Source organism: Sphingomonas sp. GW821-FHT10F09, from assembly GCF_058809195.1.
This window is the reverse complement of sequence record NZ_JBXASI010000007.1, coordinates 18,823-41,738: the sequence shown is the minus strand read 5'-3', so window position 1 is coordinate 41,738 and position 22,916 is coordinate 18,823. Positions and strand designations below refer to the sequence as shown.

At 69.0% G+C, this 22,916-nt stretch carries 12 protein-coding genes; 5 read left to right on the top strand and 7 right to left on the bottom strand.

The features are described 5' to 3' along the window. Positions 1–14: 14 nt before the first annotated feature. The 6 genes from AC1RTO_RS17410 to AC1RTO_RS17385 form a co-directional block, all read right to left on the bottom strand. The gene (locus AC1RTO_RS17410) at positions 15–1,190 is read right to left on the bottom strand and encodes a YdcF family protein (protein WP_493162068.1); all 1,176 of its coding nucleotides are present in this window, start codon (positions 1,188–1,190) and stop codon (positions 15–17) included. Next, positions 1,184–3,703 carry a TonB-dependent receptor gene (locus AC1RTO_RS17405; protein ID WP_493162067.1) on the bottom strand — a complete coding sequence of 840 codons (2,520 nt, stop codon included), beginning with the start codon at positions 3,701–3,703 and terminating at the stop codon, positions 1,184–1,186. Before AC1RTO_RS17405 ends, AC1RTO_RS17410 begins: the two co-directional genes overlap by 7 nt. Before the next feature lie 125 nt (positions 3,704–3,828). Then, a complete protein-coding gene (locus AC1RTO_RS17400) occupies positions 3,829–4,602 on the bottom strand; it encodes a hypothetical protein (RefSeq protein ID WP_493162066.1) in 774 nt (257 codons plus the stop codon). Positions 4,603–4,643: 41 nt separating this feature from the next. Further along, a complete protein-coding gene (locus tag AC1RTO_RS17395; RefSeq protein ID WP_493162065.1) occupies positions 4,644–5,756 on the bottom strand; it encodes an endo-1,4-beta-xylanase in 1,113 nt (370 codons plus the stop codon). 2 nt (positions 5,757–5,758) lie between these two features. Further along, positions 5,759–7,336 (bottom strand): rhamnogalacturonidase, encoded by a 1,578-nt coding sequence (locus AC1RTO_RS17390; RefSeq protein ID WP_493162064.1) that lies wholly within the window; start codon positions 7,334–7,336, stop codon positions 5,759–5,761. A 68-nt stretch (positions 7,337–7,404) separates the two neighbouring features. Further along, positions 7,405–10,557, bottom strand: coding sequence for a TonB-dependent receptor domain-containing protein (locus AC1RTO_RS17385; RefSeq protein WP_493162063.1), 3,153 nt, complete (start codon positions 10,555–10,557; stop codon positions 7,405–7,407). 328 nt (positions 10,558–10,885) lie between these two features. Here AC1RTO_RS17385 and AC1RTO_RS17380 point away from each other — a divergent pair, with 328 nt between their 5' ends. From AC1RTO_RS17380 to AC1RTO_RS17360, 5 genes are all read left to right on the top strand, one after another. Next, positions 10,886–12,505, top strand: a complete 1,620-nt coding sequence (locus AC1RTO_RS17380; RefSeq protein WP_493162062.1) for a glycoside hydrolase family 43 protein — start codon at positions 10,886–10,888, stop codon at positions 12,503–12,505. Continuing rightward, positions 12,502–14,076, top strand: a complete 1,575-nt coding sequence (locus AC1RTO_RS17375) for an MGH1-like glycoside hydrolase domain-containing protein (protein ID WP_493162061.1) — start codon at positions 12,502–12,504, stop codon at positions 14,074–14,076. The genes AC1RTO_RS17380 and AC1RTO_RS17375 overlap by 4 nt, the downstream gene beginning before the upstream one ends. 133 nt (positions 14,077–14,209) lie before the next feature. Next, positions 14,210–16,954 carry a TonB-dependent receptor gene (locus tag AC1RTO_RS17370; RefSeq protein ID WP_493162060.1) on the top strand — a complete coding sequence of 915 codons (2,745 nt, stop codon included), beginning with the start codon at positions 14,210–14,212 and terminating at the stop codon, positions 16,952–16,954. Positions 16,955–16,989: 35 nt separating this feature from the next. Beyond that, positions 16,990–18,789: a methyl-accepting chemotaxis protein gene (locus AC1RTO_RS17365; RefSeq protein WP_493162059.1), complete on the top strand. Its 1,800-nt coding sequence runs from the start codon at positions 16,990–16,992 to the stop codon at positions 18,787–18,789. 38 nt (positions 18,790–18,827) lie between these two features. Continuing rightward, entirely contained in the window at positions 18,828–19,868 is a 1,041-nt protein-coding gene (locus AC1RTO_RS17360; RefSeq protein ID WP_493162058.1) for a DUF2332 domain-containing protein, read from the top strand. 18 nt (positions 19,869–19,886) lie between these two features. Here the strand turns inward: AC1RTO_RS17360 and AC1RTO_RS17355 are convergent, their stop codons facing one another. Next, positions 19,887–22,901: an efflux RND transporter permease subunit gene (locus AC1RTO_RS17355; protein WP_493162057.1), complete on the bottom strand. Its 3,015-nt coding sequence runs from the start codon at positions 22,899–22,901 to the stop codon at positions 19,887–19,889. Positions 22,902–22,916 lie beyond the last annotated feature (15 nt).

Genomic DNA, 22,916 nt, shown 5'->3' with positions numbered 1-22,916 from the left:
GGAGGGCTCCGGGATCAGGGATCGAGGGGGTCGCGCGGATCGACGCGCAGCGAGGCGGATGCAGGCTGGAATTCCAGTTCGGTCGGCGACAGACGCGGCCCGACGCGGCCCGGCGCATAGCCAAGTTCGGTGAGATTGCGCTGCGCGAAGGCGGCGCTGGCGATCATTGCGCTCTGGCCCGAATTGCAGACGATCAGCGCCGTCATCCCGGCGGGGGCCGCCAACATCGCCAGCATGCGGGCGGCATTGCGCAGGTTGGTCGTGGTGTGGCGCGCATAGGGTTCGACGAGGATCGCGTCCGCCGGCACGCCATAGCGGTCGATCAGCGCGCTCCGCATCTGCTCCGCCTCGGTGAAGCGGGTGGCGCGGGGATGCGCGCGACCGCCGGTGACGATAATGAAGGGCACGTCCCCACGCGCGAACCGCTCGGCGGCAAGCCGGACGTGATATTTGCCGAAGGGGCTCAACGGCATGTCGGGCGTTTCCGGCCCGACACCGGTCAGGATCAGCGCGCTGTAGCGCCAGCGCTTCCAGTCGAGCGTCGCCGCGCGTCGGAACGCGGCGGCGTTCAGCCCGCCGGTCAGCGGATCGAAGGCGATCGCATCCGTTCGGTCGCTGGCATCGAGGAGCGCCAGCGCGAATTCGACGCTGCCGTCCAGCGCCTGCGCCGACCCGGCGCGCGGCGTGCGCGACAGCCAGTCGGCCGCCTGCAACCGGGCGCGCGTTTCCTGCGGGTCGATCATGCCGGCGCCGTCGATCAGCGGGTAGCGCGGCACCTGGCCGAGGCCGAAGGTGCGCAGGACGACGTTGATGCCGTCGATCTCGCGCTGCGCCTGCGCCGCGGCGCCATCGTCCGCGGCCGGCGCGTCGGTCGGGATCGCGCCGACCAGCGTCGCGGCTTCGGCGGGCGTCCAGACCAGCGCCTGCGCGATGCAGGTGAGATCCTGTCCGCAGGCGGCGCGGCGGCCGGCCCGGTCCGCGAGCATCGCGGCGACGCCCGGTCGGGCGCGCAGTCGGGCGACCGCGGCCGGGTCCGTGCCGATCGCCGACAACAGCGGGAACAGGCGGTGCGACAAAGCGGCGGCGACACGGTCGCCGATCGCCGCCGCGGGTGCGGCGGGCGCTGCGATTACCGGCGTGCCCGTAAGCATCAGCGCCGTCGCCAGCAGCGCCCGCCGCAGCCTCACCACGATTTGCCGACGACGAGGCGGACGTTGCGGCCGAAGATTGGCCGGCCGTAGATCGCCTCGGCATTGCCCTGGCCGCTCAGCTGATCGGTCCGCGTATTGCCCTCGGTCAGGCCATGCGCGTTGAACAGGTTGTCGCCGACGACCTGCAACTGCCAGGTGCCGTGGCGTACGGTCACGCCGGCACCCGTGGTGCCGTAGGCGGGCAAGGCGGTGTTGTTGTACAGGTCGACGAAGCGCTTCCCCATATAGGTGTAGCGACCATAGACCGAGATGGCGTTGCCGCCCAGATCGAAGTCGAAGCTGGGACGGATGTTGCCGTAGATCTTCGGCTGGCGGACGATCTGCTTGCCCTCGGCCTGGACCGGGTCGGCGCCGGTCGAGCTCTGGAAGTTGCGGTACTTCGGATCGCTGACCGTTAGCGCGCCGTTGAGCGAGAACCACGACGTCAGGGCCAACGAGCCGTCGAATTCGACACCCTTCACCTGCGCCTCGCCGATGAAGGGGATGTTGACGTCGTTGCGCCCCGTCGTCGGGTCGAAGGCGAGGAACGAGGCGTTGAGCGGATCGAAGTTCGTGTAGAAACCGGTGACGTAGAGATACGAACGTCCCGCGGCGAGCTTCAGGCCGGCTTCGTACTGATCGGCGATCGTGGTGAGGATCGTCGGGTTGATGTTCATCACCGTCTGTACGCTGGGCGGCGTTTCCAAGTGCGAGGCGCGGCCGTAGACGCCGACATGGCGGCTGAAATCGTAATTGGCGCCGACGGTCCAGTTGGTGACGTTCGGCTTGCCGCGCTGGTTGACGATGCCGCCGGTGAAGGCGCGCGTCGTATCGTCGGCGAGCGTCGCGGCATTGCCGAGGTTCGCCGATCCGGTGAGCAGGGCATAGCCCTTGTAGCCGTAGCGTTCGTGGCGGATGCCGGCGTCGATGCGCAGGCCCGGCACGATCTCCCACGTGTCATTGGCGAAGACGGCGATCATCCGCGCATCCGCATTGCCGCGGGTCAGCGTCGCGGCATAGTTGAGCACGCCATTGTCGGTGACGCTGCCGATCCGCGTGCCGGCGGCGTTATAGGCGACCAGATCGAGCGTCCGCGGCTTGCCTGCGACCTCGATCAGGTAATTCTGGTAGATGGTGCGGCTGTCCTCGCCATACAGGCTACCGTAGACGCCGAGCTTCAGATCGTGGCTGCCGATGCCGGTGTCGAACTTCTTAGCGACCGTGACATTGGCCTGGTTCGAATAGAAGCGCGAATGGATGTCGCGATACTGGCCCTGCACGACCAGCCCGGACGCGGCATAGGGATTGTAGACCGTATTGGTGCCGGCGAGGACGTAGCCGAATGAGGCGACCGGCCCGAACGCGGTCGTCGCGCGCGTGCGGAAGCCGTTGGCATAGCTGTTGGCATCGACCGGATTGGTGGTCGAATAGAAAGCGTTGAAATCGAGCTTGCCCATGGTGAAGCCGGCCTTGGCGGACAGCAGCCAGCCGTCGAATTCGGCGTCATATTGCGTGCCGATGTTGAGCATCCGCATGTGGCGGCCATCGGCGAGATCGCTCGCCTGATTCTGGATGACGCCCGCGCCGTTGCGGTAGCGCAGGTTGACGTTGCGCAGCGCCGGCGAGTTCATCGTGCCGGAGAAATAATCGATGTAGCGGTCGAGCGACACCGACGGATTGCGCGGGTCGGCGGTCGGGATCGGCAGGTAGAAGACGTTGTGGTCGTTGACGTAATTGACGCTAAGCCGCAGCGAGCCGTTGTCGAGGTCGTGGCGGATGTTGGCGCGGAACTGGCCGCCCTTGTCGTTCGGGAAGCCGTTGTCGCGATAGCCGTCGTGATAGCGGACGAAGCCGCCCATCGCATAATAGGTCCGGTTGCCGAGCGGACCGGACTGGACGACGTCGGCGCGATAGAGGCCGGTGTCGCCGAGCGTCACCTGCGCCTTGCCGCGCAGCTGATCGCGTCCGGTGACCTCGATCGCATTGACGATCGCGCCCGAATAGCTGGCGTAGACGGGGGCGGGGCCGCCGCGGACGACTTCGACCCGTTCGGTCATCAGATCGGGTTTCAGGATGGCATCGCCGCGGAAGAAGACGCCGTCATTCTCGTGGAACAGCGGCAGGCCGTCCTGCTGGAAGCTGACGAAGCCGCCGTCGTTGGGCAGGCCGCGGATGCGATAGATATTCTGGACCTCGCCGCCGGTGATCTCCGTCTGGAAGCCGGGCAGCTGGCCGATCAGGTCGGCGAAATTGACCGGCGCGATCTTCTCGATATCCGCCTGCGAGACGGTGTTGATCGCATAGGAGGCATCGAAGCGGCGCTGCGCGCGCGTCGATCCGGTGACGATGATGTCGCTCTTCGGTTCCTCTTGGGTGGTATCCTGCGGTGTCGCCTCCGCCGTGCCGGCCGCCGCCGTGACGGGAACGGTCGTCGCCTGCGCGTGAACCGCGGTGGCGAAGGCGGGGCAGAACGACACGATCGCGGTGCCGGTTGCGAGAACGGATTTGAACATGGACCCCCACAGGACATTCGTGCTGCGATGCAGCGACGTCCGCCCGTTGGTATCCAATTGTTACACCTTCAATTATGCCGACGATTATATTGGGCGGAAAAGGCGCGGCGAGGGCGTGGCGGCCGTCAGCGGCCGGCCGTGGCGACCTTCATCTGCAGGATCGTGCCGCCGGCGCGGTCGATGCCGTAGAGCATGCCGGGCTGCGATTCGTCCCAGTCGATCGCCTGTCCGGCCGCCTCGATCGGGATCGTCGCGACATGGTCGAGCACCGCTCCGCCCGCAGGCAGGGTCATGGCATACATCTCCGGCCGGTCGTGGCCGGTCAGGTACAGGCGCCCGTCCGGTCCCCAGCCACCGCCGGATATGCTCATCGGAGCGATTCGGTCGAGGACGGAGGGCGGCAACGCCCAGCTCTGTGTCCGTCGCCACGCGTCGTCGAAGCGGACGAGAAGGGTATGGCGGTGGTCGCGGCCGGGCTCGGCGCCCTTGACGTCGTAATTGGCGAACATCGCCCACCACGCGCCGTCATGCCGGTCGACCCAGGTGAGCGAGCCGATGCCCTGTCCCAGCGCTACCGTGCGGCGATGCGCCAGCGTGACCGGATCGAAGAATTCGACCGAACTCCACTGCGGCACCGCGGGATAGTTGGAGAGGGCGCAGACCAGGTCGCGGGCGATGATCGCGCAGCTGTTGAGGTGGGGGAAGCGGGCCTTCTCCCCCTCCCAGACGGCGCGCCGTTCGCCGGTGGTCTTGTCGTAGCGGGCGATCCGGAAATTGGCGATCGCGTAGAGATCGCGCGGCCCGGCCGCGACGCCCTGCCGTGCCTCGACCGCGGGCAGACGGCGGACGGTTTCCGCGCTGCCGCCGAGCATGGCGGTGGCCGCGACGATCAGGCCCATCAACCGCATTCCATGCCCCCCGTCATGCCCTCGGCGGCTGACTAGACCCGGGCGGGTGCCGAGATCAATGCCGCGGCGATCGCATCGCGCATCGGCTTGGGACGCAGGCGTGCATCGAACGGGCAGGGGCGCTTGGGCAGGCCATCGGCGCGCGGGCGGAAGCCGTTGAGCCAGCTGTAGCGGTCGCCGAGCCCCCAGCACATCACCGTCCGCGTCTGCGGATAGGAGAGCATCAGGTCGAGATAGGCGCGGGTGTGAGCAGCAATCTCCGCATCGCGGCGGCGGATGTCGCCGGGCAGTGGATTGTCGTGGACGTCGAGTTCGGTGACGAGCAGGTCGAGGCCCATGCCGGTAACCTCGTCGAGGAACGTCCGCCACGCCCGTTCGTCGAGCGCGCCGAGGCCGGTTGGGCTGTCGCTGAACTTGCTGCCGAGATGGCTCTGCACGCCGAGCGCATCGACGGGCGTGCCGCGCCGTTTGAGCGTTTCGAGCAGCTTGAGCACGGCGGTGCGGTGGGCGCCCTCGTCGCTGCGCCAGCCCATATAATCGTTGTAGACGAGCTGGGCCCCAGGCGCGGCCTCGCGCGCGGTGCGGAAGGCGATGTCGATCACCGCCTCCGCACCGATCGGCTTCGACAGCGCGGTTTCGCGGAGCAGGCCGGTGTCGGAATCGATCGCCTCGTTGAAGACGTCGAAGCTGTCGACGTGCGGGGCATAGCGACCGGCGACGGTACGGACATGGTCGGTGAGCAGGCGCTCCGCCTCGGCGCGGGGATTGGCGCCAAAATCATGCTGCCTGACCCAGTCGGGCATCCAGCGTTCCGAATGCCACAGCAACGTATGGCCGCGCACGCCGAGGCGGTTGGCATTGGCCCAGTCGACGATCCGGTCGGCGGCGCGGAAATCGAACGTGCGCGCATCGGGGCGCGTCGCGCGCCATTTCATCTCCGTCTCCGGCACGACCAGCGCGCATTCGCGGGCGTTGAGCGCGCGATAGGCGGGGTCCTCGAAATTGTTGAGGCCGATCGTGCTGCCGAAGCGGATGCCCTTCGCCGCGGCGATGCGACCGAGCGTGTCCGGCGCGCGTGCCGCAGCGGGCAGCGGCAGCGCGAGGGCGGCCAGGCCGCCGATCGCGGCGCGCCTGCTGACCGTCATGCTCATACCTCGCCGGTGAACGGTCCGGCGATCGTGCGGTCGGGGAGCGAACGGCTGCCGATGGTGCGGAAACCGGTGACGTCGCGCAGCGCGAAGCCGACGCCGGCGGGAACCTTGACGCGGAAAGCGTCGGCGCCGGCGACGTCCTCGAACCGGAAGGCGGGGCGCGGATCGGGAGCGGCGACCGCCACCTCGACGTTGCTCAATTGCAGGTTGCGCGCGTGGCGGACGAACAGGCCGGTGGCGGGCAAGTCGCCGAACATCGTCGCTTCCGGATAGCCCAGTTCCTCCTCGGGCGGGTTCAGCCGCGCCATCGCGGCGGGGGCGCCGCCGACGTGGTGGAGGTAGACGTCGCTGATCCGTACGTCCTCGATCGGATGGCCGACGAGCCCGGCGATGACCGAGGGCAGGGGCGTGGCGTTGGAACTGACCACATTCTTGATCGAGATGCGGCGCATCGTCCCGATCGCGCGCCCCTTCGGCCCGCGCATCCGCTTGCCGAGGCGCAGGAAGATCGGCGCATCGACGATGCCGCGCATCGTGATGTTGTCCACCACGACATCCTCGATCATCGCGCCGTCGACGGTTTCGAAGGCGAGGCCGCGGCTGTCCTCGAACACGCAGTTGCTGACCGCGATGTTGCGGAAGCCACCGTTGCTTTCGGTGCCGAACTTGATTCGGCCGTGGATCGTTTTGGCGAAGGATGCGGGCATCTTCTGCCAGCTGCCGTCGATGACCGAACCGATCTTGTAGTTGCCGGTGACGAAGCAGTTCGCGATCGTCAGGTTCTCGGTGATGCGCGGCTCGCCGAGCGCGTAGCTGCTCTTGGGGCAGATCGCGTCGTCATAGGGCGAATTGACCGTGCAGTTGCTGATCCGCACGTTGCGGCAGCAATCGACGTCGAAACCGTCGCGGTTGGTATCGACCAGCAGATTGTCGATGGTGAGATTGTCGACGCCGGTCGCGAGCAGCGCGAACCAGCCGCCCTCCAGCAGTTTGAAGTCGCGGAGCAGGACGTTGCGGCAATTCTTGAGCGCGATCGCCTTGTTGCCGGTGCCGGGGCCGTTGGGGTCCTTCAGCCAATTGTCCTTGCCGTCGCCGCGGCCGAGGCCCTTGCCCCAGATCAGGCCCTGACCGACGATCGCGATATCGTGCAGCCCTTCGCCCCAGATCAGGCTGTTCTTCCAGTGGCTGTGGCCGAAGTCCTGGAACATGTCCCACGGATTGGGCTCGGCGACGTCGTAGCCGCCGCTCGCGGTTGGGGCGGCGGCGAGGATCGTCGCGCCATTGTCGAGGTGGAGCGTGACGCGGCTCTTCAGCCGGATCGTGTAGCAGGCATAGGTGCCGGCGGGGACGTGGACGGTGCCGCCGCCGCGCGCCGCCGCGGCGTCGATCGCGCGGTTGAAGGCGGGGGTGTCGATCGTCGTGCCGTCGCCCTTCGCGCCATGGTGGCGGACGTCGACCCAGCCACCGGATGCGGGAGCAGGGAGCGACGGACGGACCTGCGCGCCGGCGGTGCCGGGCAGCGCGGCGAGGCCGAACGCGCCGCCCAGGATCATCGAACGGCGGTCGAGCGTCATCGGGCGGCTCCTGAAACAAGAAAGCGGGCGGAGCGGCGACGTGCCGCTCCGCCCAGTTGGGGGACGGGTCAGAACTTCAGCGTCGCACCGAGGAAGAATTCGGTGCCGAGCACGTCGTAGGTTGCCGAGAAGGTGTTGGCGTTGGGACCCTGCGTCGTGATCGGGGGCTTGTTGTTGAAGACGTTGTTGGCGCCGCCGAACAGCTGGACCTGCTTGGCGATGTCGTAGCTGAACGACAGGTCGAAGTAATTCTGGTCGTCGAGCTTGGGGAAGGAGATGCTGGCGAGCGTCGGCGCGGCGGCGCTGCCCTGCCGCAGCGGCACGACGAAGCGGTCGGTGACGACTGGCCCGACGTAGCGATGGCGCACGCTGAGGCTCAGATCCTCGATGTTCCAGGTGATGCGGCTGGTCCCGCGCCAGCGCGGCAGCGGCTGGCCGCAGGTCGGGCCGAACGATCCGGCGCATTTGTTCTGGATGGTGGGGAAGGCCGCGACCGGGGTCGAGGTGAATTCCGCCAGCCAGGTGTAGTTGGTGCCGAAGTCGATCGAGCTGCTGCTGCCGAAGCCAGGCAGGCCGAAGCCGAGGTTGACGCGATAGCGCGCGGCGAAGTCGATGCCCGACGTCTTGAGCGATCCGGTGTTGGCATTGAGGATGCGCGCCACATAGGGATCGTTGATCTCGCCCGTGGTCGGGCTGCGGGTGATCGCGCGGCAGAACTCGCTGTTGGCGTCCTGGAGGACGTTGTAGCAGAGGTTGAACGTGTTCTGCAGTCCGCCGCCGAGCGACGACACCGCGCCGTCCAGCGTGATGTTGAAGTAGTCGACGCTGAGGTACAGCCGCGGCAGCGCCGACGGCGTGATGACCGCCCCGACGGTATAGGTGTCCGAGCTTTCCGCGCCGAGGTTGGGATTGCCGCCGAAATCGGCGGGGATGATGTTGTTGGGCTGGACCACGGCACTGAAGACGTTCGCGGTCGGCACGCCGGTCGCGACGCAGACGGCGCGGACGGCGGCGGTCTGTTGCGCGGCGGGGGCGCGGCTGGAGCAGGGATCGGTCGCGACGGCGACGACGCGGTTGACGCCGCCGAACAGCTCGCCGACGTTCGGCGCACGGATCGCGCGCTGGTACTGGCCGCGGAAGGCGATGTCGCGGTTGACCCGCCAGTCGAGCCCGCCGAGATAGGTCCATACCCCGCCGACGCCGCCGAGGCTGTAGTTGGAATAGCGGAACGCGCCGTTGGCGACGAGGCTGTCGATGAACGGCGTGTTGTGGATCAGCGGCACGCGGACTTCGCCGAACACCTCCTTGACGGTGGTGCTGCCGCGGGTCGGCAGGCCGGGGTTGAAGCCGGCGACGTCGCCCGACGACAGGAAGCTGTCGGGGGTGAATTGCGCGCTCGTCTTGCGCCATTCATAGCCATAGGAGAAGCCGACCGGGCCGGCGGGCAGCTTGAACAGGTTGCCGGTGACCGACCCCTGCGCGACCTGCTGCGTCGCGATCGTCGAATTGGTCGCGCTGATCGATATCGCCGAGGCGCAGGCGGTCGAGACGTTCGCGCCGAAGATGTTGCAGACCGGCGCCGCGCCGTTCACCGACAGCAGGTTCGCCTGCAACCGGCTGCGCGAGATGGCGTTGCGGAGCAGCAGCGTGTCCTCGCTGCGGGCGTAGGTGTAATAGACGTCGTATTTGAGGTCGGTCAGGACGTTCTCGCTGACGTCGCCCAGGTCGCCGCGGAAGCCCCAGGCGCCGCGGAAGACGTTGCGGCGCTCGCTGGCCTGACGCGCACCGACCTCGACGTAGCGGCGGCCGGCGGTGAGCACGGCGAGGCCGTCGCCCGCCACGGTGGTGCGGCTCGCGGTGCCGCTGACGACGTTGGTGGTGCCGACCTCGGCGAGGTCGAGCTGGCGCAGCACCGCCTGCAGCTGGGGGGTGAGGTACGGGTTGTTGACGTTGAACAGCGTCGGCGATCCGACGTTGGTCGGCGCGAGGCGGGCATCGACGACGTTGTTGCTGTAGTGCAGCTCCATGTAGCCGGTGATCTTGTCGCTGAAGTCATAGTGACCGAAGCTGTTGATCATCCAGCGTTCCTGCGGCTGGATCAAATAGTTGTCGGGACCGAGGTTGAAATCGTCCTGCGGCGTCAGCTGCGGACGGGCGGCGGTGCCGGCGTTATTGAAGGTAAAGCCGCGCGTGCCGAGCGCGCCGAGGCCGGCGGCGGCATAAGCGGCGTTGAGCCCGGCGTTCGATCCGCCGAAGGCGGGGATGCCCGAGAAGCGGCCGTTGGGGATGTCGCCGCTGCCGCCGGCGACGAAGCCGAGCGCGCCGCCGCCGGCGACGCAGCCGAGGCCCGCAGCGGGGCTGAAGGGCGTGCCGGCGCGGTCGGGGCTGACGCTGTCGCGGGTGACGCAGCCGTCGTTGAGCGAATCGAACGCGAAGCTGCCACGATCGCCGCGGGTGATCGCGCCGCGCTTCAGATAGTTGCCGGCGACGACGAGGTTGCCCTTGCCCTCGGCGAAATTGCCGCCGAGCGTCAGGTCGAAGTTATAGACGGGCGTGCCGGTCGGGCGGTCCATGTTGACCTGCGCACGGCCCTCCACGCCCTCGAAATCGTCGCGGATGATGAAGTTGACGACGCCGGTGATCGCGTCCGAGCCATAGACCGCCGACGAACCGCCGGTGACGATCTCCGTCCGCGCGACGAGGGTCGAGGGGATCGTGTTGAGATCGGTGACCTGTTCGGGGCCGAAGATTGCGAAGCGGCGGCCGTTGACGAGGACGAGGTTCCGCGTCGAGCCGAAGCCGCGCAGGTTGACGTCGGCATAGCCGCCGGGAACGGTGTTGGAGGTCGCGCCGCCGAGCTGCGAACCGACCGCCTGGGGCAGCTGGCTGAGCGTGCGTTCGACGTTGACGTTGCCCGACAGCTTGATGTCCTGCGCGTCGACGACGTTGACCGGGGTGGAGGCGTCGAAGCCGGCGCGGGCGATGCGCGATCCGGTGACGACAATATCCGCGGCCTCGGCATCGGCGTTGCCGGCGGCGTCCGGAGTCGTGGGCGATTGGGCCTGACCGTCGGTGGGGGCGGGCGTCGCGGCGCCCGCCTGCGCTGCGGCGCCGGGCAGCGGCGCGGTCTGGGCGGCGACCGGCTGGCAGGCGAGCCCGAGTGCAACGAGCATCGTTCCGCTCAGGAACTGCGCGCGACGGCGGTGGACGAAGTCCTTCATGCAATCCTCCCTGGTGCGACGACCTGCTCGTGACGGATGCCCCGGCCGGTCGTTCACAATTATCGTCGACGGAACCTCCGCCGCCCGACCTGCCCCCTCGGCAAATCGGATGTACCATATTATGGGAGCCATTATTATAGTTGAGGATGGCGCTGTCAATAGGTAGCGTTACCATTACCGTCGCCAAAGCGGTCGGAACGGCTTTTCGCTTCGACCGACGGTACGGGTTTCGGCTGTTTTCCGCGGTTCAGCTATCTGAAATCGCAGAAGATAGCGCTAACGACAAAGACGACCGGGCGATCATGCCGGCGGGATGGGAGAGACGAGGATGACGGTCATCGATCGGGCAAGATGTCGGGCAGTCGCGGCCGGCCTGCTGGCGCTCGGCATCGGTGCCGCGACCGCGCCGCCGCGTGCGCCGACCTATGCCAATCCCATCCTCTACGCCGACTATTCGGACCCCGATATCATCCGGGTCGGCAAGACCTATTACATGGTCGCATCCAGCTTTCACTTTTCGCCGGGCATCCCGATCCTGACCTCGACCGATCTGGTCCACTGGAAGATCCTAGGTCACGTCCTGCCGCGGCTGCCGTTCGCGCCCGGATACGACATGCCGGGACCGCATACGCTCACCGACGCGATCTCCAAGCCGGTCGGCGGCACGCGCTACGCCGGCGGCGTCTGGGCGCCGTCGATCCGCTTTCACGACGGGCGCTTCTACGTCTATTTCGCGACGCCGGACGAGGGCATCTTCATGGCGACCGCGACCCGCGCCGATGGTCCGTGGAGCGCGCCGGTGAAGGTGATCGACCAGCCGCTGCTCGAGGATCCGTGTCCGTTCTGGGACGAGGACGGCACCGCGTGGCTGGTCCATTCGCGCCACGGCGCCGGGCCGCTGATCCTGCACCGCATGGCGCCGGACGGCACGCGCGTGCTCGACGCCGGCACGGTGATCGTCGAGGACAAGGCGAAGCTGCCGATTCTCGAGGGGCCGAAACTCTACAAGCGCAACGGCTATTATTACATTCTCGCGCCGTTCGGCGGGGTGGAGAAGGGCGCGCAGGTCGCGTTGCGCGCGCGATCGATCCGCGGGCCGTACGAACAGCGCGTCGGGCTGAGCCAGGGCACGACCGCGCTGGAGGGGCCGCATCAGGGCGGCTGGGTCGAGACGCCGTCGGGGCAGGGCTGGTTCGTCCATTTCAACAGCACCGGCGCGTTCGGGCGGATCACCTATCTGGAGCCGCTGGTGTGGCGCGACGACTGGCCGGTGATCGGTGATCCGGTCGCGGGCACCGATGGCGGGCAGCCGGTGATGCGCCACGCCATGCCCGACACCGGATCGCCGCCGACCCGTGACCGGTTGCAGGATTCGGACGAATTCGCGTCGCCTCGCCTTGGCGTGCAATGGGAATGGAATCACAATCCCGATTCCCGCTCGTGGAGCCTGACCGCGCGGCCCGGTTTCCTGCGGCTGACCGCGGGGCGGGCCGAGCATCTGGTGACGGCGCGAAACACGCTGACCCAGATCCTGCAGGGACCGCGGACGCAGGTGACGGCGCGACTCGATGTCGGCCGGATGACGGACGGCCAGCGCGCGGGCCTGTCGCTGTTCGGGGTGCGCCCGAGCTGGATCGGGCTGGTCCGCGCCGGCGACGCGACGCGGGTGACGCTGGCGAGCGAGGGGCGCGAGACGCCGGGCGTGACGCTGACCGCGCGGACGATCGATCTGCGCGCGCAGGTCGGGCCGGACCAGATGGTCCGCTACGGTTACAGCATCGACGGCGGCCGGTCGTTCCGGGCGATGGGCGATGCGGTGAAGCTGGCGCGCTTTTCGTGGTGGAAGGGATCGCGGCCGGCGCTGTTCACCTTCACCCGCGGCGCACCCGGCGGGTCGATCGATGTGGACTGGGTGCGGGTCGTGCGCCCGCAAGGAGAGACCGAATGATCGACCGCCGCCTGTTCCTCGCCGGGGGTGCGGCGCTGACCGTGCCGGGCGCGATCCGCGCCGAAGCCGCGCCCGCCGGCGACGCGCCGCGCTTCGCCACCGCCAATGCGCGCTGGCAGGCCGCCTATGACAAGGCGCTGCGCATCCTCGCGGGCAATGTGCAGGTCATGCCCTACGTCAACCGGCCGGTGCTGATCGAGGGGTCGGTCTATCGCGGCATCTGGCAGGAATGCGGGCCGCACGAGGCGCTGGTCTATCGCAAGTTCCGCCCCGACGTGGCGCGCGACAGCCACCTGACGTTCTTCGAGCTGCAACGCGCCGACGGGCAATTGCCGGCGAACAACAAGGAGAGCGAGACGGGGTTCGGCCAGATCCAGATGGTGGTGCCGATCGCCGCCACCGCATGGGAACTGGCGCGTGCCACCGGCGACGAGGCGTTGCTGGCGGAGGCCTATCGGGCGTGCACGGCATGGGATGCGTGGCTGATGCGCTATCGCAACACGCGCGGCACCGGGATGGTCGAGGGATTCTGCACCTATGACACCGGCCACGACAACAGCCCGCGCTGGAAGGGGCTGCCCAACCAATGCCCCAACAAGAACGCGAAGGTGCACGCGCCGATCCCGTCGCTGCCGCGGCTCTGCCCCGACCTGTCGGCGACGGTCTACGGCCAGCGGCTGGCGCTGGCGGCGATGGCGGATGCATTGGGCAGGCGCGACGATGCGGACCGCTGGCGCGCCGCGGCGGCGGGACTGCGCGCGGCGATCCTCGCGCGGCTGTGGTCGGAGGAGGACGCCGCTTTCTACGACCGCGACGCGCAGGACCGGTTCGTCGCGATCCGCGGCGACATCCTCACCCGCATGTGCGGCGAGCATGTGCCGGACCAGGCGATGTTCGACCGGATGTGGCAGCGCCAGCTCGGCAATCCCAAGGCGTTCTGGACGCGCTTTCCGTTGCCCTCGATCGCGGTGAACGATCCGACGTTCGTCCGGCCGATCCCCGCCAACAGCTGGGGCGGGGCGGCGCAGGCGCTGACCGCGCTACGCGCCGGGCGCTGGTTCGACCATTACGGGCGCGGCGCCGAATTCACGACGATGATGAACCGTTGGTGCGAGGCGATCCAGGCGGACATGAGCTTCCGCCAGCAGATCGACCCCGATACCGGCGTGTTCACCAAGGGCGCCGATGCGCCGGACTATTCGCCCTGCGCGCTGGTGATGGTGGATTATACGTGGCGGCTGGTCGGCGTGCGCGAGGAGGCGGAGGACCTGCACTGGGCGATTCGCCCGGCGCATCCCGCGGCGGCCGGGGCGACGCTGTCGATGCGGACCGACGGGGGGCGTCGCGCGGCGATTCGCTATGGTGACGGGCGGGCCGAGCTGACCCTCGACGGACGGCCGCTCGCCATCGTCAGCGGCGGCAGCGTCCGGCTGGTCACCGATGCCGCCGGGTTGCCGAAGGCGGTTCAGGGGATCGAGGCCACGCCGCAGCGCGTCGAGGTGCAGCTGGCGGGAGGCGCGCGTCGCCCGTTCGTCCTGCGGCCCAACCAGCGGATCGCCTGGCGCGGCTGACCGCGCCGCCGCACGTACGGAAACCCCACTTTTTCGCCGCCACCCCCAGTCCAAATCGGACAGGATTAAGGCGTTATTATCCTCTTTGCTGCACTGCGGCCGGTAGGGGATAACAGAAGGGTGGGCATCTGCGATGCGTAAATGGGTTTATCTGTTGGCGGCGACGACCAGTGTCGGTGTTGCCGGGGCGGGGCATGCGCAAGGACTGCGCGGCGTAGCGCCAACGGCGAAGCAGGCGGCCGAGGACAAGGCGCGCCAGGGGGCCGTGTCGGAGAATAGCGCGGACATCGTCGTCACCGCGACGCGGCGCTCGCAGCGCCTGTCGAACGTGCCGATCGCGGTCAGCGCCTATGGCACCAACGCATTGCAGAATTCCGGCGCGACCGACATTCGGCAGATGGCGCAGCTCGCGCCGTCGCTGATCGTCTCGTCGACCGGTTCGGAAGCCAATGCGACCGCGCGCCTGCGCGGCATCGGCACGGTCGGCGACAATCCCGGCCTCGAAAGCTCGGTCGCGGTGTTCATCGACGGCGTCTATCGCAGCCGCACCGGATCGGGCCTCAACGACCTCGGCGAGGTCGAGCGGATCGAAGTGCTGCGCGGGCCGCAGGGCACGCTGTCGGGCCGCAATTCGTCGGCCGGCGCGATCAGCATCTACACCAAATATCCGGAATTCGAGTTCGGCGGCTATGGCGAGGCGAGCTACGGCAATTTCAACGCCGTGCGCCTCGCCGGCGCGCTGACCGGACCGGTCATCAAGGACGTGCTGGCGTTCCGCGTCGACGGCGTCTTCGCCAAGCGCGACGGCTTCTACCGCGACGTCGTCAATGCGACCGACTATAACGACCGCAACCGCTATTTCGTCCGCGGCCAGCTGTTCTTCAAGCCGACGCCGGAATTCTCCGTGCGCCTGATCGGCGACTATACGCATCGCGACGAAAAGTGCTGCGGCGCGGTCTATACCGACACGCGCGAGAAGATCGATCCGACGCCGGGCGTCGCGGGCGATTTCGCGGTGTCGCCGCAGAACCGGATCGTGTCGGTGCTGCAGAGCCTCGGCGCGATCATGCCGAGCGACGGCGATCCCTACAACCGGCGCATCACCAACACGCTGGGCCGCGCCTATGCCAACGTCACCACCGACTACGGCGGCTCGGCGCGGATCGGCTGGACGCTGGGGCAGGTGCAGCTGATCTCGATCAGCGCCTATCGCGAATACAAATCGGGCGGCGCGGCCGATCTGGATTACAGCAACGTCGACATCATCTACCGGCCCGACAACGGCAACGCCTATCGCCAGTTCCATACCTTCACGCAGGAAACCCGGCTGAGCGGCGGCCTGTTTGGCGGCCGGCTCGACTGGCTGGTCGGCGGCTATTACGCGCACGAGAAGCTGCAGGTCGTCGACAATCTGACGTTCGGATCGCAATATGGCGCCTTCGCCGCGTGCCGCATCGTCGCCACGATCAACCCGGCGGCGGCGCTGCGCAATCCGGGCAACGCCGGCTGCCTCAGCGCGGTCGGGCGGCCGACGCTGACCGCCGCGGTCGGGCCGCAGATCATCGCCGGGATCGATCGCCTCGGCACGATCAACTCGGTCGGCAGCCTGCGCGACGTCTTCGACCAGACGAGCAGCAACTATGCGTTCTTCACGCACAATATCGTCCGGATCACCGACCAGCTCAGCCTGACCGGCGGCCTGCGCTATACCAACGAACACAAGACGCTGGATATGCGCTTCAACAACAACAACACCGTCTGCCCGGCGCAGCAGGCGGCGCTCGGCCCGCTGCTCGGCAGCAGCAACGCGACCCTGCAGTCGCTCGCCGCCGGGATCATCACGCTGAGCTGCACGGGCAATGCCACGTCGGCGCTGAACGGCGTGCCGATGACCGATTCGATCCGCGAGGGCCAGTTCACCGGCACCACCGTATTGTCGTGGAAGCCGGCCCCGAGCACGCTGCTCTATGCCTCCTATGCGCGGGGCTACAAGGCGGGCGGCTACAATCTCGACCGGTCGGACCTGACGCCCAACGCCTTCTCGACGCCGGTCGCGGCGAACGTCCGCAACCTGCGCTTCGATCCGGAAACGGTGCAGGCGTTCGAGGCGGGCATCAAGTACAGCGCGCGCCGGTTCAGCGCGAACCTCGCCGGCTTCCATTCGGGCTTCCGCAACTTCCAGCTCAACACCTTCAACGGCAGCAACTATATCGTCCAGAACATCAGCGCGTGCGACACCGCGCTGAACGGCGCCGATCGCGACGCGTCGTCGGTCACCGGCGCCTGTTCGTCCAAGGTGAAGGCGGGTGTCGTCACCAAGGGCTTCGAGATCGAGGCGGGCGCCTATCCGACGCCGGACGTCACCTTCAGCCTCGGCTACACCTTCGCCCACACGCAATATCGCAAGAACCTCGTCGGCAGCGAGGCCGGCGAGGCGCTGAGCGCGGCGCTGTTCCTGCTGCCGGGTAACCAGATGTCGAACGCGCCGCGGCATACCGTCACCAGCTCGGCGACGTGGACACCGCTGATCGGCGGCAACGGCCTGTCGGGTCTGTTCTACGTCGATAGCCGGCTGACCAGCGACTACAACACGGGGTCGGACCTGTTCGCCGAAAAGCGGCAGGACGGCTTCTTCCTGGTCAACGCGCGCATCGGCCTGCGCGGTCGCGACCAGCGCTGGGCGGTGGAATTCTGGGGGCAGAACGTGTTCGACACCCGCTACGAACAGGTCGCCTTCTCCGCGCCGTTCCAGGGTTCGGGCAGCCTGTCGCAGGTGACGCGCTTCGGTGCGCCGGGCTTTGCGGTCGGCAACGCCATCACCACCGCCTTCCTCGCCGAACCGCGCACGTACGGCATCACGCTGCGCTCGCGCTTCTGATCTCTCCCTCTGCTGGCAAACGGACCGTCGAGACCATGAAGATACCGCGCAAACTGGGGCTGTCGTTCCTCGTCATCAACGCCTCTGCGGCCATCGTGATGCTGGTGTTCTTCGCCAACATCACGATGATCCAGCGGTCGACCGACCGGAGCAACGTCAGTCAGACGATCTATGCCAAGGCGTTGACGCTGGAGACGTCGATCCTGCGGCAGAACAGCCAGTTTCGCGGGTTCCTGGTCACCGGCGACCTCACCTACCTCAAATCCTACGAGGAGGCGCGCGAGGAGTTCGATGCGACGGCGGACGAACTCGGGCGGCTGCTGACCGATCCCAAGAAGCTGGCGCAGGTGCGCGAGGCGCGGCGCGAGACGCTGGCGTGGCGGCGCAACTGGGGCGATCGGCTGATCGGCTGGGTCAAGGCGGGGCGGCGCGACGAGGCGCAGGCGGCGGTCCGCGACGCGGGCAAGGCGGTGCTGGTCAGCAAGGTGGCATTGCCGCTACGCGACCTGCGTGCCGAGGAAACCGAGGACATGGCGCGCAGCGCCGCCAGCCAGGAAAGCGCGATCCGCATCGCGCTGATCGCGCTCGTCATCGGCGGGCTGGCGCTGATCGGTATCGCGATCACGCTGGCGATGCTGCTCAGCCGCCAGATCGCGCGGCCGATCACGACGCTGACGCAGGCTATGGCCGATCTGGCCGCGGGCCGGCACGATATCGCGATCGAGGCGGCCGGCCGCACCGACGAACTGGGCGACATGGGGCGCGCGGTCACGGTGTTCCGCGACACGGCGGCGGCGAAGGTCGCCGACGACCGCGATCGCGCGGCGGCGATGACCGCGATCGGCGGCGGGCTGCACCGCCTGTCCGAAGCCGATCTGACCGCGCGCATCGCCGACGTGCCGCCCGCGTTCCGCAGCCTGGCGGAGGACTTCAACAACGCCACCGCCAGCCTGTCGCGCGTGCTGGGCGAGGTGCGCGGCAGCGTGCGGGCGATCAAGGACAATTCCGGCGAGATCAACCAGGCGGCGATGGCGCTGGCGCAACGCACCGAGCAGGAGGCGGCGGCGATCCAGCAGTCCGCCGCGGCGCTCGACGAGGTGACGCGGTCGATCCGCGACGATGCCGGCGCGGCGACCGGCGCGAGCGGCGCGATGGCCGAGACGCGCGCCGAGGCTGAGCGTGGCGGCACGATCGTCCGCGAGGCGATCAGCGCGATGAACGGCATCGAACAGGCGAGCAACGAGATCGCCGACATCATCAGCCTGATCGACGGCATCGCGTTCCAGACCAATCTGCTGGCGCTCAATGCCGGCGTCGAGGCGGCGCGCGCCGGCGAGGCCGGGCGCGGCTTTGCGGTCGTGGCGTCCGAGGTCCGGGCGCTCGCGCAGCGTTCCGCCGACGCGGCGACCGAGGTCAAGAGCCGGGTCAATTCCGCCTCCATCCACGTCCGCGCCGGTGCCGAGCTGGTCGACCAGACCGGACAGGCGCTGTCACGCATCATCGACCGCGTCGCCGCGGTCAGCACCGCGATCGAGCAGATCGCGCGGTCGTCGGACCAGCAGGCGACGAGCCTGGGGCAGATCAACGTCGCGATCGGCGAGATGGACGGGGTGACGCAGCAGAATGCCGCGATGGTCGAGGAAACCTCGGCCGCGGCACGCCAGCTGGTCGCGGAGGCCGAACAGCTCGCTGCATCGGTCGGTACCTTTGCGATCGACGGGCCGGAACCGGCGCCGGTCCGCCACGCACCCGCGTCGCGCGCCGCGCCGCGCCGTCCCGGCCATGGCGCACCGGCGCCGCGCCGCGTCGCCAATGGTGACTGGGACGCGTTCTGAACGTGACGGCCACGCTGTCGGACGTCAGGCGGGATCCCATGGAACAGGACGATATCCTCGCGCGGCAGGGCCGGGCCGTCCGCGCGATGGGATCCGCCTTCGTCGCGGCGATCCTCGAGGCGGGCGACCGCCAGCTGTCGCGAGCGCCGCGGACGGCGGCGCTGATGGCCGCATGGCCGCGCGACGCCGCATCGGATGCGCTGGCGATGCGCTTCAACGCCGCCCTGCACGCGCTGGCGCGAAGCGGGACGATGCCGGCGCTCACCGCGCTCTATCGCGCCCGGGCCGGCGATTTCGACGGCGTCGTCGGCGCGGCGATGGCGGCGGCGGACGGCTTCATCGCCGACTGGATGGGCGATACGCCGCAGACCAACGAAGTCGGGCGCAGCGCCGCGATCATGGCGGCGCTGATGGTGCTGCGCGGGCGCTACGACATGCCCTGCGCGCTGTACGAACTCGGGGCGAGCGCCGGCCTCAACCTCAACCTCGATCGCTATGCCTTCGATCTCGGCGGGACGCGGGTGGGGGCGGCGGAGACGCCGGTCCATGTCGCGCCGGCCTGGTACGGCCCCGCGCCCGAACGCCGCACGGTCGAGATCGTCGCGGCGCGGGGCGTCGACCTGCGGCCGCTCGACGTCGGCGATGCCGATGCGTGCGAGCGACTGATGGCCTATGTCTGGGCCGACGAACCGGCACGGGCCGAGCGGCTGGCGCAGGCACTGGCCATCGCGCGCGTCGCCGCGCCGCGGGTGGAATGCGGCGACATCGCCCTGTGGCTGCCCGAGCAGCTCGCCGCGTCGCAGGCGTCCGGCACGTGCCGCACCGTGATCCATTCGATGGCGCTGCAATATCTGGAGGCGGACAGCCGCGCGGCGGTGGAACGGGCGTTTCGCGAGGCGGGTGCGCGGGCGACGGCCGACCGGCCGCTGGCGCGGATCAGCTTCGAATGGACGCCGGCGCGCGACGCGGTCCACCTGCTGCTGACGTCGTGGCCGGATGGCCGGACCGAGCATCTGGCGACCTGCCACGCCTATGGCGCATGGCTCCACTGGCATCGCGACGCCGGCGCGACCGCCTGACCTCCGGCGTCCGAGGCGTCAGGCCAAGATCGCGCCGCGCCCTTTCCGCCGCGCTACCAGCAGATAGACGACTGGAACGATCACCAGCGACACCAGGGTCGAGGTGGCGAGGCCACCGATGACGCAGATCGCCATCGGCTGGCGGAACTCCGCGCCCTGACCCAGCGCGAGCGCAGTCGGGATCATGCCGGCCGCCATCGCGACGCTGGTCATGACGATCGGACGGGCGCGTTCGTGACAGGCGGCGACGATCGCCCGCCGGGGGGCGTCGCCGTCGCGCTCGCACTGCATGGCGTGATCGACGATCAGGATGGAATTCTTGGCGGCGAGGCCGATCAGCATCAGGATGCCGATCAGCGAGGGCAGGTTGAGCGCGAACCCGCCGAGCAGCAGCGCGAGGAACGCGCCGGTCAGCGCCGGCGGCAGCGCGCACAGGATCACCACGGGGCGCGACAGATTGCCGAGCAGCAGGACGAGCAGCAGGTAGAGCAATCCGACCGCGGTCAGGAACACGAGCGCGAGCGAGGTGAACAATTGCTCCATCGCGCGCTGGTTGCCGAGCGCGGCGGTGTCGATGCCGGCGGGCAGGCTGCGCATCGCCGGCAGCGCGCGGATCGCGGCGGTGGCATCGCCGAACTCCACACCGGGAGACAGATCGGATTCGATCGCGATCTGGCGGCGCTGGCCCATGCGCGTGATCTTGGGCAGCGCTGCGGCGAAATCGAGCGTGGCGATCGCACCGAGCGTCGTCGTGCCGCCGGTGCCGGTCGGGATGCGCAGGTTGCGCAGCTGGTCGAGGTCCTGCCGGTCGGATTCGGGCAGGCGCAGGCGGATGTTCACCTGATCCTCGCCATCCGCCAGCCGGGCGAGGTTGCGGTCGATGTCGCCCATCGTCGCGACCCGGGCGATCGTCGCCAGCGTATCGGCACTGATGCCGAGCCGCGCCATCGCCGCCCGATCGGGGCGGATCACGATCTCCGGCGCGCCGGGGGGTGCGGACAGGCGGGGATCGTCGATCGCGGGCAGCCGCTTCATCTGCGCGAGCAGCCGGTCGGCGGTCGCCTGCAACAGGATCGGATCGTCGCCGGTCAGGACGGTGACGATGTCGGGGCCGGCGGTGTCGCCGAGGAAGTTGACGCGCGCATCGGCCAGCGTGCGCAGCCGCGGGCGCAGCCGGTCGCGGAAGGCGGTGGCGCTGGTGGTGCGGTCGGGCCGGAACACGATCGTCAGCGTCGCGTCGCGCAGGTCGGCGAGGCCGCGGTCGCCGCCCGCGGCGCCGCCGATCTTGGACCCGACCTGCGCGAAGACGGTCGCGACCTCCGGCTCGCCGCGGAACAGCGCGGTCGCGGCGCCGACGGCACGGTCCATGTCGACCGCGGTCGCGCCGGGCGTGCCCTGAACCTTGACGTAGATATGGTCGGGGTCGCCCGCGGGCTGGAACCCGGTGGAGAGCAACGGCACGATCCCCGCGGTCGCGACCAGCATCGCCCCGCACGCCAGCACCGTCCACCATGGCGCCGCCAGCGCGCGGTCGAGGATGCGGGCGTAGAGCAGCGAGCGCGGCGGCGCGGCGTGGCTGCGCCCGGCGCGCAGGAAGCGTGCGGCCATCAACGGCGTCAGCAGCCGCGCGACCGCGAGCGAGAACAGCACCGCGATCGACACGGCGATGCCGAATTCGTGGAAGAAGCGCCCCGGCACCCCGGCCATGAACGACACCGGCAGGAAGACGACGACGATCGCCAGCGTCGTCGCCACCACGGCCAGCCCGATCGCGTTCGCGCCGTCGATCGCCGCCGCGCGCGGGGGCATGCCCGCCTGCAGCCGCTTCTCGATATTCTCGATCTCGACGATCGCATCGTCGACGAGGATGCCGATGACGAGCGTCAGCGCGAGCAAAGTGACGATGTTGAGGCTGAACCCCAGCAGCGCCATCGCGGCGAAGGTCGGGATCAGCGAGGCGGGCATCGCGATCGCGGCGATCGCGGTCGCGCGCCAGTCACGCAGGAACAGCCAGACGGCGAGGCTGGTCAGCACCAGCCCCTCCAGCAGCGCCTTCAGCGTCGCGTCATAGCTGGCGCGGGTTTCGTCGACGGTCGAGAAGATCCGCCGGACGCGCAGGTCGGGGTGGGCGGCGGCGAGCGCGGCGACCGCCTTGCCCACTCCGTCCTCGACCGCGAGTTCGCTCGCCGCGCGGGTGCGGGCGATCTGGAAACCGATCGCGGGGGCGCCGTTCAGCCGGGCGAAGCTGCGCGTTTCGGCGACGCCGTCGCCGACCTCCGCGACGTCGCCCAGGCGGACGGTGCGGCCGTTGCCGGCGGGGATGGTCATCGCGCGCAGATCCTCGACGCCGACCGCCGCATTGGCGAGGCGCATCGCCTGTTCGCGGCCGCCGATCTGCGCGAGGCCGGCGGGATCGTCGCGGCTGAACCGGCGCAGCGCCTCGTTGAGCTGCGGCACCGTCAGCCCCAGCGCGGCCATCCGCGCCGGGTCGGCGATCACGTTGATCTCGCGCGCGACGCCGCCGATGCGCGTCACCTTCGACACGCCGGGAACGCGCTGGATCGCGGCGGTCACATCGTCGTCGATCAGCGTCGACAGCGCCCCGATCGACCGGCGCGACGAGGTGACGGCATAACTGAGGATCGGGATATCCTCGATCTCGACCTGGCGGACGACCGGCGGGTCGATGCCGGCGGGCAATTGCGTGCGAACCTGTTCGACCTGGGTGCGGATCTTGTCGGTCGCCTCGCGCAGGTCCTGGCCGAGGTCGAACTGGACGACGGTGGTCGAGACGCCCTGCGCGATCGTGGAGACGACGATTTCCGTGCGCGGCAGGCCGGCGACCGCCTGTTCGATCGGGCGGGTGACCGTGGTCTCCATCTCGCCCGCCGCGGTGCCGGGCTGGACGACGGTGACCGACACGGCGGGGAAGGCGATGTCGGGATAGCGTTTGACCGGCAGCGTGGCGAAGGCGACCAGCCCGGCTACCGTCAGCGCCACGAACAGCAGCACGACGGGCAGGGGATTGGCCACCGCCCAGGACGATAG